Consider the following 14361-nt stretch of genomic DNA (forward strand, 5'->3'; position numbering starts at 1 on the left):
CTATTTTTTTAAGGAGGATTTTTATGGCTTTACAACTTATGAAATTAGCAATTTCCGCTTCTACTGTAACAAATATTGATCCTGAAGCATCACGTTTTTTTTATGTAACCGCCGCATCAACAGCTGGAGGAGATACATTAACAATTGATGCAGCCGATTTTTTTCAAGATGATGGTACTGCGGTAACTACTTTACCAACTTTGTCCCCAGATAATCACTACTTTAATGTATTTATTAATGGTGTATTACAAATGGAAAGTATTTCAACATATACACCTGGAGCTACAGGTGTAGGATCTTTAGCAATTTCCGTACCTGCGGGTTCAGAAGACGTATTAGTGGGTACACCAATTGTATTAGAATTGGTTCAATATACTCCTGATTCTACAACCACTGTTTCTGCATAATTTCTGTATAGTGTAGGTAATTCTATTACCTACACTATATAGAAAATAAGATACATTATAAAAAAATCATGTAAATTGTTCTTTACGTTATTAATCAAAAAATGATGGAATCAATGTACTGTTAGCAAAATTATAAAGAGAAATGGTTACGTATCAGTATTAACTGACCTCTACTCGATTGCTTATAACATTGTGGCAGGTATAAAAAGTATCAGATAAATTTCCAAATATTAAAAAAATCAATCACTACTTACCTTTTTTAATCGAAAAGACACAAGAATACCGGTATAAACATTATTAAAATAGTAAAATAAGAGTCTAATAGACTGTTGAATAAAAAGTTAATTACTACTAAATAATGTTTTGACAGAAAATCTCTACAACCAGAAGCATCAGACGCTAATTATAAGGAAACTAACGCTACAACACTAAATCTTCTCAACGTTTTTATGATAACATAGTAATAAGTCCGTCAACTTTACACCCGAATGAGTATCTATTACTAATAAAATTAGATAAAACACACGTACTTTTCTCTGATACACTAGGATAGGATGAGCTCCATAGCGGAAACAGATTTTGCTTGCTCTCCAAAAGAATTATTACATGTAAATACAAACGTTCCTTCAAACATGAATAAAAATCAATAATATGTTTTCAAGCAAGTACAAGTTTTCTATTTTTAACCAGAAGCATTTACTTGACCTAATAGAGTATTCAAGACCCATATGTTTTGTAAAGGAGGCATCATGATGGCTAAAAAAATAATACAGCAAAATACGTCCTCTACACCCAAAGAAACTCCTAACCTTGCTATTTCACCACCAGTAGGCTATAAAAAAAAGAACAAATGTGGTTGTGCAAAGTAACCTCGATGGAATTAAGATAACTCCAAAAATCACTTTATTCCTGGTGAATTATATCGATATTACAATAATTCTTTTATAAAATCATATTCAAATTTGGAATACGAATTACATTCACAACATATATTTAAACAGACACCAGGATAAATTTATATAAAACGGACGTTTTCCATTTAGGAAAACGTTTTTTATTTTGTAGTACTAGTGTATGATTTATATATGATGTTATTATTTTATGTGTAATCTTAAGGATATCTAGAACCTTGAAAGTATATGGTTTACCCATTTATTCAACAATCGTTATGAGTCAGTCACATAAATATTGAATTAAATTTATAGACAGAGAAACCAATTAGGGAAAGAAGGAGGATCTGTGCCAGGAAATGCAAGATAGATTCTAAATAAAGGATATAACATTACAATTGTTGGTGCAGGGGGGATCCCCTATTGGGAAATTTATATTTATTACAAGGATCACTGGTTTAATTGAATCGCCAGTAGAATTGAAAAATGTACGGTGTACTTTTGGAAAATGCTTGTGGTAATCATTTTGAGGATAATTTTTGATAACGTCTTAATCTATTCAAATTAAGCACCTTAATAAAGGTTAAACAAATCACAAAAATTATGATTTTTGGTAAACGCTTATTATAGTGAATGCTTCTGTGGTATTACATTTTCTATAAGATATTTTACGCTTTACGGCACAATTACTCCTTCTATCCTATGTATATCTATCCATTAAAAATAAATTAAAAACAAGTTGAAATGAATATACGAAGCTATAATCGGTCTTAAAATGATTTGATTTATTTTTAGATCATAAAGGTTTTACAGTGATTTTTTTCCCTTTCAAAATGAGAAGAATGAATTCGACAAGCGAAAGTAGAAACTTTTTTCGCGCCATTTCTTTTTACAATACGCAAATGTAAAAATGTATTGATTTACTACATTTTTAAGTGCAAACTAAATCAATTAGATAGAAATTTACGGAATTTATAGGAGAGTGCTATCCTATAAGTTCATAAGGAGCATGTCTTGTTGCGAAGAAAAGAATGAAGAAAACAAGTCGCTCCAAAATAAGATATTGCTTTATTGTTTGGAGAAAAGTTTATGGGCTTGTCGAATCTGTTTTATATCAATAAGACTAAAAAAAGTAAGATGCAGAAAAATTAGGTGTATTTGTAAGTAGGGAATATCGGGAAGTTTAGGGCGGATAGATGGATGTTTGCTATGATATTCTATAATTGACAGCTGTACTGATGAAATTGCAAAATTTAGCGAATATACAATACTTATCAAGGGAATTCCCTTAACAACAAAATAGGTATATATCAACTATAGCCAGATTCTGTACATATTTTTATTTTTAAATAAATGTTTGATTCCACATGGATTTCATACGAAATCCATGTGGAATCGCTACAATCCGTCAATGTTTTGTATAATTAGAGTGAAAGATCAAGGAGATGCATTCATCGCTACTCATCAACATGTAATGAAACAGCTCCCTAAAGTATTATTAGCGAAAGAAATGAAAAACAACTACAAACCGTAACACTTAAAAAAATGGAAATAAATTGAGCGTGACTGGGAGAATAGCAAACACTATTTTTTTCTGTAAAATTTGCATTTTCACGTAAATCCTCACATTACATAATTTGGAACTGGTGTACTGAGAGCTTCTAAAATTGTTACAAAAAGTAGGTTATGGGGTCTGAATTGGAGTCGTACTTGCGATTATTTTATCTGTTTAGTGTAAAATAATTTTCGCATATTATTTGGTCCCAACTATCTGCATGGCAGATGGTTACAAGTATGAGGTTACCTCTGTGGACTTGTACATGGGGATTCGAGGGATAGTGAGAAATATGTTTAAAATACTGTTAAGTAAAAGTATTGTTGTCTATTTGTTATAAGAGGGCTATATCATATAATATATTTATTACTCAAACTACGCGTTTTACATTTCATTTATACCTATATTCTTATACTTTTTTTATTATTTTGAGATATTTTAAAAATGGCATGTATATTGCCATTGGTGTATACAAAAATTAGTACGCATTTTAAAAGTCAAGAAAGCAAGTGTGCATGTATCTTTTATTCTCTCTATATACCAAATTGTTTCGGAAGTGTATTCCCATTTTCCATCCATTAGAGCTCTTAATTGTTGGCTAATTTGTGATAAAAGATTTGGCGTAATGGGGATACCAAAATATTGAGCAATAATCGCACCGATAGGTGCAGTAATTTTCATCCATCACGTTCAATTTTAATTTCTAAATTTTTGATTTCTCCATCTTCTTTTACAAATCGATAATAGACTTGGTCATCTATACGATAACTCAAATAATGAGAAATTTGGCCATTCACGACAGTTTGATTGTCCTTTTTAGAAATATAAGCTGGCTAGTTCTGGTGCAAATACAGGATACATGCCAAAAAATAATAAGGATTCCTACCGGAATTGTTCTTTACGCTGCTAATCCAAATAATTGGTGAATGAATTGTTTTTGAGTTTGAATAGACTGATCCCGTAAATCAATCGTATTCCCTTCAGAAGCAACGGCACGATATAGGTACATTCATTGTCTTTTTTCTTTTATGTACACATCTACTCTCCAGGAGTCATTCGTTTGTTCGAGATGACGTTGATGGACACAACGCATAATCGTTATATGAGCCAGGGATAGTCCTCTTTCCTCCATCATTTCTACCAAATCACGAAAACTGAGATTGTACCGTAGGTACCAGCGCACAGTTAACAACATAATATTCGGCTAATAGAGCTACTATTTTAATGAAGTCTCCTTTTTCATACTAATCACACACCTTTTTAAGAATACGAGTATCAGTATGTTCAAGTTTAAGAGAGTATTTGCAAGTGTCCTGAAGTTTTTGCACCAGAGCCAGATATAGAGTATATTTTTAGATTGGAAAGTTTGCCAATATGCATGATAAGAAAAGGGCAAGTGGTCTACAAACATCCTTGCCCTTCATTTTCCTTCTATTTACATTTCCGTCATTTCAATCAGTTCAATGCTATCAATTGTCAATCCACCATCTTCAGATGTAATTTCGATTTCAATCTCTGCCGTTTCAAATGTCAAATAGGATAGTTCTTGTTTTTGCATGTTCTTTTGAGAAAACACCATCGTTTCTACCTGTTCTCCTGTCGTTCCATGTTGGAGGGTAATTTTCCCTTTTCCTTTTCCGCGTACGCGAAGTGTATATTCTGTATCTTCATCAAAATTTGTAATTTGAACGTTTTGTGCGGCACTAGAATCCCAATGCGGAAGGAATAAGGCTTTATTTTCTCCTGATACCAATTGAACTGTTGCGCCTCCCTCTACCGTCCAATTCATTAATCCATTCGTAAAGCTACCATTGTGAATGAGATTTTGACTCTCTAACAGATTCATTGCGCGAGTCAGTGCTTGTTGCATTTGCTCGGTAATCGAACGATGTTCTCCTTCACGATCTGTCATAAACCAATGTCTTTGTTTTGGTAAATCTGGTATTGTAATCGCATGAATGTCCGCTTCTACGATATGCGGTCGAACCAAACCATTCCAATCGTTATTCACATATAAAGCGTTGATTTGATCGATAACGGGTTGCAGTTTTGCTGTTACATCTGCACGTTCTTGCTCCCATTCTTTTTTCCATTTCGTCTCTACTTTCTGCACTTTTCGTATTTCACTCGCTGTTAGCGGACGTTCTTCTCGTATTTCGAGATTCCCAATGCGAGCCAATCCGAGGGTGTTTGCCACTGTTTCCCCGATACGAAGACCAAGCGAAATCCCTAGGTTCGCTTCGGTTTGTAAGGCACCGACATCGATGTTGTAGTGGAAGAAATGCGAATCCGGTGTCTCACCGTTACACGAAGAAGGTGTTCCTGGCTGACAACAGTTTGGCGTTGGCTCCGATGTAATCGGATGCGCCTCTTCATACGGAACATGCAGGGTTTTTTCGATTTCTTTTCCATAACGAGACACCACAACCTCTAACGGATCACCTTGCGCCACAAATCCAGAAACGGTATAACGTGTATATGGTTTTAATTTGGCTTCGTCTATTTTTTGATACGCATACGAAGGAGAAAGTGTAGTGGGTGGTGGAAGTAAGAGATGTTCTCCTTTGAATAACTCCCCGCCTTCTCTTCTGACCACATTTTTCCCGAGTTGCCATGCATCAAGCGTATCAAAGCTTCCTCCTATGAGTAAATTTCGTGCTTTACTGAGTTGTTTCGCTTTATTGACCAATTTACGTAACGCTTTTTTCTCTTTTCCGAAAACTTCATCGGATAACGCATCTACTTTCAGCACGACTTGGTCAATCCAGTAGTCATTTATTTCATGAGATACGGCGGTTTGATCTTGAGTTGCGAATAAATCTTGGACTTGTTGAGTGATTTGATTTAGATTTGTTGGTTCTGTGAGAGATTTAGAGCTAGATGTTCCGTACGTCCCGGTAATGGTCACCGAGGTGAGAATGCCGTCGAAAGGGTTACGTATTGTAATAGCATCAAACTCAACATTCTTTATAGACATATTTGCCACATTGTTTGCCGTAAAATCGTCTTTTATCCTTATGTCGTTTTTCCACAATGCTATTTCTATTGAGTATGGTGAGGTAATAACAAACTCAACGAAGTTACCATTACCCGGACCATTACCTGTAATATATATCCACGAAGTATCCGAAATATCGACAGTTTGATCTACACTATATACAGGAACTAATGAAGAATCAAAACTCAATTCCCCATCCAACTCAATTCTATGTGTACCAGATAGTGATGTTGCACGCAGATCTATGCGATCAAATCTCGCTGGGACTTGTTTTGTAATGGAGGACCCTGCAGCTAAGGTGACGCTATCTGTTTGAATTCCCCCCTGATAAAATAGGCATTCTACCTCAAAGGAATCGGATTCATTTTCTCGTACATACAATAGGTTGGCTGTATTGTACATCCTCATCGGATCTATATCAATTGTGATGGGACTTGTATCAGTGGGTAATGTAATTTTTTGACGTGTAATAGGCAGGGTGCTATCCAACGTAAGACGGGCCAGGATATCTACAACCGTTTCATTTGGATTAGAAGTGGTTACCTCTATGCGATCAAATCCCGTTGGGACTTGTTTTGAGAGAGAGGTGTTGGCTGTTGGTATAGATGTATCGACAAGAAATCCTTTTTTATAAAATTGAAATGTTATATTGTTTAATGATGATACCAGTTGAATAGTATTATAAATCGTCTCTCCATCATAAATTGTAATTGGCTGTTGGTTATTCGATATTGTAACCTCTTTCGCAATAAACGTACCGGTTTGTGCGGTATCAGAAGCGGCAGGAATAAACTCCACGCGATCTAAGAAAATGTCGGACGTTCCTTTATTTGTTAGCTGGATATGATCGATTGTCATACTAAATGTCCCCATATCCAAAGTATCTGTGATCAGTTGATTTCGATAGTAACCATTTTTCCCTGGAAAGTCATTGCTATTTGTGGCAGAAAAGGAAACTGTATTAGAAAAAACAGAATGACCTGTACCTGTCTCTATGTTTACTACCATATCTACATTCGCGTTACAGGCATAATTCACACGCATCGTATATTGACCTTCCAGGACATTGAAAATGGGAACTGTAATCGTTTGACCTGGCGGAAGCTGTACCACATTCGACCCTGTCGTCCATTCTGGGACAACCCATCCTTGCTGTTCCCCAAATGATTCCAATGGAATGCCGATGACGGACAGATTTCCAGACGCATCCGGTGCAAGCAATCCGAATGCGGGGGAATCTAACGGATCAAACACTGTGACATATCCCCCAAAAGGAGTAGCTGGCTTGGATGAATCGTAAAGGGGATACAGCGTTCGAATTTTATAGCCGCTTGGCGCACGAAGCCAAGGCATAAAATCTGCCGGAAGATCGATTCGTGACCACGTCGTCAGCTGTTTATAATCTGTTAGAAATTGGAATCCAAATATAGAATCGGAAGAACAGAGATCATACTTTGGATGGCCATTCGAATCAAAACTAACCGCAGCGGCTGCTCCAAATCCAATGAGGGGATCTACAGGATTAATAAATGGAAGAGAGTACTGGTCTCCACTTTCCTTCCCCCACTTTCGAACCGTTCCATTTCTATCTTGGATTTGTAGAAATACAGGGGAACCATACGTTTTGTCTGTGGATGTATCACTCTCAATGGCCGCAAGTTCCGGATCTTTTCTTATGGTGCCGTTATCAGAAATAGGAAAGTCGAAATCACTTGGAAACGAGGACGGCATACAATATCCTGGTAAAATGGACGAAACGAATTGATGGTTGGTCGGTATATTTGTAGTAAGACCATATGGGTAAAGATCGGGATCAAATGTGGGGAACAATCTAGCCTTATCTAACGCATTAATTGTAAGGAATTGTATATATTGTTTTTGTTGTGAAAACGTTGCGGTATTGGAAGGTTTTAAATCATCGCCCCCCAATAAGGCTAATCCTTGTGTAAATCCTGCGTAGGCTTCTTGCGCATAGAGCTGAATGTATTTTTGGAGTACGGCTTTTTTCGCCCCAATTACCTCTGCGTTATAGTGTTCAGGATCCCATGTAGAACCGTGTATAATCATATCTTTGTATAGCTGCAAATGCATGGCAGCAAAACCACAAAAATAGGGCAGGCCTATCATAGCTTGTGCTGGATCCGTATAGAGTAAACTCGGCAAACGATCTGCCAAAATAGTATCTACGTTGTTGACAGCACTCATGAATTCTTGACGCATCTGAGACGTAATGTGTTGGAATCCACCATATACATTCTGAATCTGATCCATATACGTTTGATACGGGATGAGAGTAGCTCGTATGCCCGATACTTCTGCATTCATATGATCCAGTTCATCGGTAGTTAATGCTCTGCCAAGTGCATCTGCAATGAGAGGATTCAGCGCTTGAAACACATTACTTTGTACGTCACGCGTTGCAGGTATTTGATTCAGTCCTGAAAAATATAACCCAACTAAGGGGGAGAAAAGACCGGTTTCAGGTGTAGACATAGGCGCTAATCGTAAGGTACTGTCTACAAATGAGACATAGTCAATGGTTCCACTTGAAATATTTTGAAAAATCGTGTCGATGGCTTGTTGATATGTCCCTTGTTCGATGCCCGTTTTTAAGTTTTGTAAGAGGGATTCAGACGTAGCAGCCTCCGTCTCTAATCGTGCAGCCTGGAATTCAGCATCAGAACGGGGATATAAGTCTTCTATTCTTGTCATGTAAATCACCAACCTTTTTCGTAATAAAAACCAATTTCTAGATAATATATGCAGTCGTTTGATATGAAATAGTTACTTTATGAATTATTTTTCCTGCAGCCACATCCACTTCTTTTTGTATATCCTTGCGGAGCTAAAGAAACAGGCGTAGTTTGGGAAGATTGTTGATCAGAATGAGCCTGGTTGGCAGAGGATGATGGTGGTGAAATGAAAATAGACTTTTTTTGCATGCGTATTACCTCCCTTCTTGTGAGATATAAAGTATATTTTTAGATTGGAGAGTTTGTCAGTATGCATGATAGGAAAAGGGCAAGTGGTCTACAAACATCCTCGCCCTTTATTTTCCTTCCATTTACATTTCTGTCATTTCAATCAGTTCAATGCTATCAATTGTCAATCCACCATCTTCAAATGTAATTTCGATTTCAATCTTTGCCGTTTTAAATGTCAAATAGGATAGTTCTTGTTTTTGCATGTTTTTTTGAGAAAATACCATAGTTTCTACCTGTTCTCCTGTTGTTCCATGTTGGAGGGTAATTTTCCCTTTTCCTTTTCCGCGTACGCGAAGTGTATATTCTGTATCTTCATCAAAATTTGTAATTTGAACGTTTTGTGCGGCACTAGAATCCCAATGCACAGGGGTTTATAGGCTCTTGGCAATTGATTTTACCAAAAATATTACGAAGCACAACATAATCGCCCTCAATAAAATGAATTTTCTGTATATTTAACAGGAGATTCCACACCTTTATAGTTAGAATATCCTGATTTTATTTTTAGCTATTATATTATTAGTATCTAATATTTGAAATTCTCCACTACCCAGTAGTATAAACGATAGAGTTGAGTTAGAGATGTACGCACATGTTTGTGATGTTTAACCTAGTCAAGAAAAACTGGAACATCGATTAGATTACGCAATTGCTTTTGAATGTTAATATGAAGTCATAGCTTCTGTTGCAAAGTTTTTAAAAGCTTTTGGAGAACCAACAGTTCTCACAACATATAAGGCTCCTGCTCTACTTTGTGCACTCAAAAAACTGAAACATAGTGGGTTTTATGTGCATACGAAACATTGTACCGTCAAACATTTCAATAATCTCATGGAACAAGACCATAGACATATTAAACGACGTTTGGTCAAATCCGCAGGATTTCAAAATCTTCGTCATGCTTCCCGTACCTTGAAAGGAATCGAAACGATTTATGCTATTATACGTCGAAAAAGAGAAGTCAGATTCCAGACTTCTCTTTTTCGATGTATAAGGAATTACAGGGATTATTCAGAACCGTCGCTTAAACTATAATTGTATTTTATAAACAAATTTGTGTTTTTTCAAACTTTGCAACAGAACTCCTTTATTCTACGTTGTCTAAAAAGGAATATATCTACAGAGAGAATCATAAAAAGAACAGGATTCCTTTCTCATTTACCAGTAAAACGTTATGTAGAATATGCAAATCGGCATTCACATGGAAAATAATTTTTAAAAATCAATTTCTATGACATATAAAATAGTATAAATTTTCTTTTTCATAGGCATCTGTGATAAAAAGGCATAGAACATCAAACATATGAAAAGCTCCCTAACTTGTTATACAAATCAGAGGGCAAAGGAGAGTATATTGGCTACACTTTACTTGTCTAAAATATGGCGTATGTCCGACATATCCATATTCGTAAACTTCGCAATATCTTCGATATCCATGTCATTTTTATGCATGCCCTGAATCAGTTGAATTTTCCCTTTTTCGATACCTTCTTGAAGCCCTTCTTCTTTTCCTTCTTTACGTCCCTGTTCCATACCCTTTTTTTCAGCATACTTATATTTAGAAGCTTCATCGATAAGAGCCTTTTGTCTCGCTTCATATGACATACGGAACGCAGGGTCTTGACTCATTTTTTCCCACTTTTGCATCGCATCTTTTAAAATTGGGTCTCGGTTCATGGCGATCTCCTCCAGAGTATGCGTTAATTTTGTATCCTCATTAGCAGATAATAAGAGTAACCATCGTACAAAATCGTCTTCCCACGGGTTGACTTGTTCTTGTTTCCATTGTGCCATTAATTTTGGGATTTCAATTATGTGCAATTCTAAATCGTCTATCAGTAATTTTTGCAACTCAATATCCCACAGTTTCCCCGTTGTATGAAACGTTTCGTATTCTGGAAAGACCGAAAAGTTCAAAATATTAATGGTAATCGTCTTTCGCAACGCATCATACGAACACCCCTTTTGCATTTGAGAAGCGTATAAGCGACTCCAATAATACAAGCTACGTTTGAGAAAATCATTTTGGTCAGAGAGTTGAATTTCAATGGAAATTTGGGTATCATCGTCTAACGTTGCTAATACATCTAGAATAGACAATTTGTCTTTTTCATATTCGCGGTGCATATGTGGATCTTCTATTTTCAGCGTTTGAATCGGTGAAGAGAGCGAAGAATCTAACGTCACGTTCAAAAATTGCATTAAAATCTGTTCATTTCCTCTTGTTCCAAATAATTGCTTGAACGCAAAATCGACGCGTAAATTGACTAAAGGTTGATTCATAAAGTGCGTCACCTTTCTTATTTCATATCCTGTCTTTTTTGTTATTCCCCTTTTTCGGGAAGAGGCAAAGAAAGTATATATCTATTGTAGCGGAGAAAGGAGAGAAGAAGCAAGCCTTGTTGCCGAGTTTGAAATGTTTTGTTTTGATAAATCTTTCAGCACGTGAAGCTTTATATAGTTACTTGTATATACACCTATCCTCATTAATTCATATCCCTTTCCACCTGAAATATTTACCACCCATCTTTTCATCCTCTTATCTCCTTGCATGGGCGCTAGTTACCTTTCAAGAGTCAAACGTATTCGGAATTGATTTGTCTTTCATTAGAGAGGACTCTGGACGTTCGATTTTTTTATTCCTCTCGACGAATCAATTGGATGTAATAACCAATTTCGAGGATTTTCAAGTAGGCAGAGCATTCTCCTGTGCATCCTGAATTACATGTGAATCGTCAAATAAGCCGAACAGTAATACACCGCTCGGTGTTTCAACTCTTCATACGTGTATAATCTTTGTTTCTCAAATAATTTCGGATGTTTCTGTCTATAGTATTGAAACAATTCTTCCCCATTTTTCCGTATGCGATACCGACGTGTTTCTCTAATTGTGCCTGATATTTCTTCAGAATCAAATTGTCCTAGAATCTGTAATGCTTGTGAAGAGGGAATTTCTTCCCCTGTCACATAGGCATGGATAAAAATAATTTCTTTTATTGTGATATATGTGTAATATGGATTTACATCCATAAAAGAATCCCTCCACGTTTTGTTTTTGCACCTGTACATGACCAGGTAGATATAAAAAGCTATCTGTTTAGCCTATAAGCATCTTCAGCATTTGTTTCATTTTTTCACCCTATTCCTGTTATAGGGTTCCTATCTCACAAACTATCTTGCACCATTCTCTTTCTCCCTTTATACTAAAGCAAATCTTAATAAGGGGAGCCGCGTGAATAAATCAGAATTAATCAAACAAGTCGCAATACAAGCTGAACTAAAAAAGCCACAAGGAAGTCTTGCAGTAGATGCAGTATTAGAGTCCATTCAGTATGCACTACAAAATGGAGGCATGTACAACTACTTGGCTTCGGTTCATTCGAAGTAAGAAAAACACCTGCCTTTAAAGCGGGGAAAGCATTAAAAGAAACTGTAAACACTAAATAATATTTCTGTAACAGTAGCATGAATTCTAAGAATTTCATGCTACTGTTTTATTTTAGAAGCGAATCGTGGAGATTGCATGTTTATATACAAGCTGTTGCTTTCCTTCAACTTCTATTAAAATAGAATAAGCATCAAATCCTCGTATCATTCCTTTTACATGCAATCCTTTTAAGAGAATTAACGTGATATCATTCCTCTTTTGAAAAGCCTCTTGTAACAATTGTTCCTGTTGAAATGCTTGTAATTTCACTTCCAACGTGTTCGCCCCCTATTCTTATCATATCGTTACTTTATACCGTTCTAGTTCAGCTAACAATTTTTTTACACCTTCTGGACTTAGTATCAGCTTTCCACCTGCCAACTTTACATTTCTTACAGATATTTCTCCCGTGATGACACGTGCCATGAGATGTATATTTTTGTAGAATAATCGCATCCTCTTCTACAAAAATTTCTAACGTATCTCCAGAATCGACTTGTAAATTTCGTCTGGTTTCTTTTGGTACCACAATCCGTCCTAAATTATATATTTTTCGTACAATACCTGTTACTCTCATAGGAATTCCCTCCTTTTTACATATAGAACACCTCACATTTTATGTAAACGATTTCGTTCTAAAAAAACTACATATACTATAAAAAGTTGATTTTAATCTGTAGAAATAAAGAGGATTCCCATGTCTACATCTGATATTCTCCACTTATAAAAATAAATGAAAAAAAGAAACGACTGCGACATTTGGTAAAAGTATACGAATATACAGATCCTATTGTTCTTACATGTAGCAAGGAATGAGATCCATTTTTGTATCTTTTGATGCGTGATTACTCTCCTCAAACTGCTCAATTTAAAAACGATTCCAATTCATCAATAAAATTGGAATCTAACTATACATATGTCATCTGTATTTTACCATAACTGGACTTTATGTGGACTAAAGAAAGCAACTTCTGCATAAATATAATTCTTATGTTTTTAAATATTAAAAATATAACTAAAATAACTAAAATAACATTTTCTTTTGAAATGCTAAAAGTGGTTCTGGTGCAAAAACTTTTAAATATATGCAAGTACGTTAGCAAACCTGGGCATACTGATATTATTACTCCACAAAAAGGGCGTGATCAGTATGAAAAAAGAAATTTTATTTAAGTGGAAACATTATCAACCAGATATATTATCAACTAGATATCATACTAGTAACTGTACGTTGGTACCTACGGTACAATCTTAGTTTTCGTGATTTGGTAGAAATAATGGAAGAACGCGGTTTGTTCATTGCTCATACAACGATTATGCGCTTGCGCTGGGTTCAGCAATATGGAGCGGATTTAGATAAACGTATTCATCGTCATTTGAAGAAAACCAATGATTCCTGACACGTCGATGAAACTTATATCAAAGTACAAGGAAAAAGGATGTATTTGTATCATGCGGTAGATTGATTTCAAAAGAAACACTGTTGACTTTTACTTGAGTAAAAATAGAAAAACAAAATCAGCTAAACACTTCTTCCCAAAAACCTTAGCTTCTTGTCATACCTCAAAACCTCGTGTGCTCACAGTTGATAAAAATCCTGCTTATCCAAAAGCCTTGAAACAATCAAAAAAATCGTGGAACCTACCATCAGGAATCCAGTCACGACAAGTAAAATATCTAAATAACATGATCGAACAAGAGCATCGTTTTATCAAAAAAAGAATTCGGTATATGCTCAGATTTCAGTTTTTCCAAACCACGTCAACGACGCTAGCTGGAATCGAATCTATGCATATGATTAAAAAAGAGCAAACTTTTCAAGGGGAAAAGTCTGTCCGAAACCGGATACGACTCATCCATAATTTCTTCAGTCTCACTTCACAACAGTTGATTTCTAACGAAATCTGGCATCTTCTTTTTATATTCGATTATCTTTGCACCAGAACAACTTTTCGTATAGTGGGTATGTGTTTTAAACAAACGTTCATTTATTGTCTTATTTTGACAAACAAAAGGGAGGTGTAGGGAGATTCAAACGAGTATCCCCACTTGAAAAGTTGACACCGTATTGCGTATCAGACGTATATATGTATAAGCGAT

The 14361-nt window shown here is 35.8% G+C and carries 9 protein-coding genes and 5 pseudogenes; 5 read left to right on the forward strand and 9 right to left on the reverse strand.

What is annotated here, in order from left to right:
- Nucleotides 1-23: 23 nt before the first annotated feature.
- Nucleotides 24-407: a DUF4183 domain-containing protein gene (locus tag PSR14_RS29545; protein ID WP_262727060.1), complete on the forward strand. Its 384-nt coding sequence runs from the start codon at nt 24-26 to the stop codon at nt 405-407.
- A 3457-nt stretch (nt 408-3864) separates the two neighbouring features.
- Here the strand turns inward: PSR14_RS29545 and PSR14_RS29550 are convergent.
- The 4 genes and pseudogenes from PSR14_RS29550 to PSR14_RS29565 all read right to left on the reverse strand — a co-directional run.
- Nucleotides 3865-4047, reverse strand: a pseudogene (locus PSR14_RS29550) (IS6 family transposase); the annotation flags it as partial.
- A gap of 240 nt (nt 4048-4287) precedes the next feature.
- Nucleotides 4288-8562: an insecticidal delta-endotoxin Cry8Ea1 family protein gene (locus tag PSR14_RS29555; protein ID WP_392355908.1), complete on the reverse strand. Its 4275-nt coding sequence runs from the start codon at nt 8560-8562 to the stop codon at nt 4288-4290.
- 77 nt (nt 8563-8639) lie between these two features.
- Nucleotides 8640-8792, reverse strand: a complete 153-nt coding sequence (locus PSR14_RS29560; RefSeq protein WP_262727163.1) for a hypothetical protein — start codon at nt 8790-8792, stop codon at nt 8640-8642.
- Between the two features lie 122 nt (nt 8793-8914).
- A complete protein-coding gene (locus PSR14_RS29565; protein ID WP_277505661.1) occupies nt 8915-9199 on the reverse strand; it encodes a delta endotoxin C-terminal domain-containing protein in 285 nt (94 codons plus the stop codon).
- Nucleotides 9200-9524: 325 nt separating this feature from the next.
- On the opposite strand from PSR14_RS29565, the pseudogene PSR14_RS29570 reads away from it, so the two are divergent.
- Nucleotides 9525-9862 (forward strand): annotated as a pseudogene (locus tag PSR14_RS29570) (DDE-type integrase/transposase/recombinase); the annotation flags it as partial.
- Between the two features lie 337 nt (nt 9863-10199).
- Here the strand turns inward: PSR14_RS29570 and PSR14_RS29575 are convergent.
- The 3 genes from PSR14_RS29575 to PSR14_RS29585 all read right to left on the reverse strand — a co-directional run bounded on the left by PSR14_RS29575 (nt 10200) and on the right by PSR14_RS29585 (nt 11864).
- Nucleotides 10200-11117 carry an Rpn family recombination-promoting nuclease/putative transposase gene (locus tag PSR14_RS29575; RefSeq protein ID WP_277505663.1) on the reverse strand — a complete coding sequence of 306 codons (918 nt, stop codon included), beginning with the start codon at nt 11115-11117 and terminating at the stop codon, nt 10200-10202.
- Between the two features lie 81 nt (nt 11118-11198).
- Nucleotides 11199-11369 (reverse strand): hypothetical protein, encoded by a 171-nt coding sequence (locus PSR14_RS29580; protein ID WP_277505664.1) that lies wholly within the window; start codon nt 11367-11369, stop codon nt 11199-11201.
- A 186-nt stretch (nt 11370-11555) separates the two neighbouring features.
- Complete coding sequence (locus PSR14_RS29585) at nt 11556-11864, reverse strand: hypothetical protein (protein WP_262727159.1); 309 nt, start codon at nt 11862-11864, stop codon at nt 11556-11558.
- A 202-nt stretch (nt 11865-12066) separates the two neighbouring features.
- On the opposite strand from PSR14_RS29585, the pseudogene PSR14_RS29590 reads away from it, so the two are divergent.
- Nucleotides 12067-12281 (forward strand): annotated as a pseudogene (locus PSR14_RS29590) (HU family DNA-binding protein).
- A gap of 52 nt (nt 12282-12333) precedes the next feature.
- Here PSR14_RS29590 and hfq read toward each other — a convergent pair.
- Both hfq and PSR14_RS29600 read right to left on the reverse strand, forming a co-directional pair.
- A complete protein-coding gene (gene hfq / locus PSR14_RS29595) occupies nt 12334-12537 on the reverse strand; it encodes an RNA chaperone Hfq (protein ID WP_262727158.1) in 204 nt (67 codons plus the stop codon).
- A 21-nt stretch (nt 12538-12558) separates the two neighbouring features.
- A pseudogene (locus PSR14_RS29600) lies at nt 12559-12838 on the reverse strand (AbrB/MazE/SpoVT family DNA-binding domain-containing protein).
- A gap of 182 nt (nt 12839-13020) precedes the next feature.
- Between PSR14_RS29600 and PSR14_RS29605 the strand changes: the two are divergent.
- Both PSR14_RS29605 and PSR14_RS29610 read left to right on the forward strand, forming a co-directional pair.
- Nucleotides 13021-13077, forward strand: a complete 57-nt coding sequence (locus PSR14_RS29605; protein ID WP_257147386.1) for a hypothetical protein — start codon at nt 13021-13023, stop codon at nt 13075-13077.
- Between the two features lie 334 nt (nt 13078-13411).
- Nucleotides 13412-14142: pseudogene (locus PSR14_RS29610) on the forward strand (IS6 family transposase); the annotation flags it as partial.
- Nucleotides 14143-14361 lie beyond the last annotated feature (219 nt).

It is taken from the genome of Bacillus sp. A01H (assembly GCF_045277205.1).
Lineage (GTDB): Bacteria > Bacillota > Bacilli > Bacillales > Bacillaceae_G > Bacillus_A > Bacillus_A paranthracis.

What these genes read in the sequence shown, in the direction of transcription:
- PSR14_RS29580 (WP_277505664.1), bottom strand. Translation starts at nt 11,369, where the DNA reads ATGAAAAGATGGGTGGTAAATATTTCAGGTGGAAAGGGATATGAATTA.
- PSR14_RS29560 (WP_262727163.1), bottom strand. Translation starts at nt 8,792, where the DNA reads ATGCAAAAAAAGTCTATTTTCATTTCACCACCATCATCCTCTGCCAAC.
- PSR14_RS29585 (WP_262727159.1), bottom strand. Translation starts at nt 11,864, where the DNA reads ATGGATGTAAATCCATATTACACATATATCACAATAAAAGAAATTATT.
- PSR14_RS29555 (WP_392355908.1), bottom strand. Translation starts at nt 8,562, where the DNA reads ATGACAAGAATAGAAGACTTATATCCCCGTTCTGATGCTGAATTCCAG.
- PSR14_RS29545 (WP_262727060.1), top strand. Translation starts at nt 24, where the DNA reads ATGGCTTTACAACTTATGAAATTAGCAATTTCCGCTTCTACTGTAACA.
- PSR14_RS29575 (WP_277505663.1), bottom strand. Translation starts at nt 11,117, where the DNA reads ATGAATCAACCTTTAGTCAATTTACGCGTCGATTTTGCGTTCAAGCAA.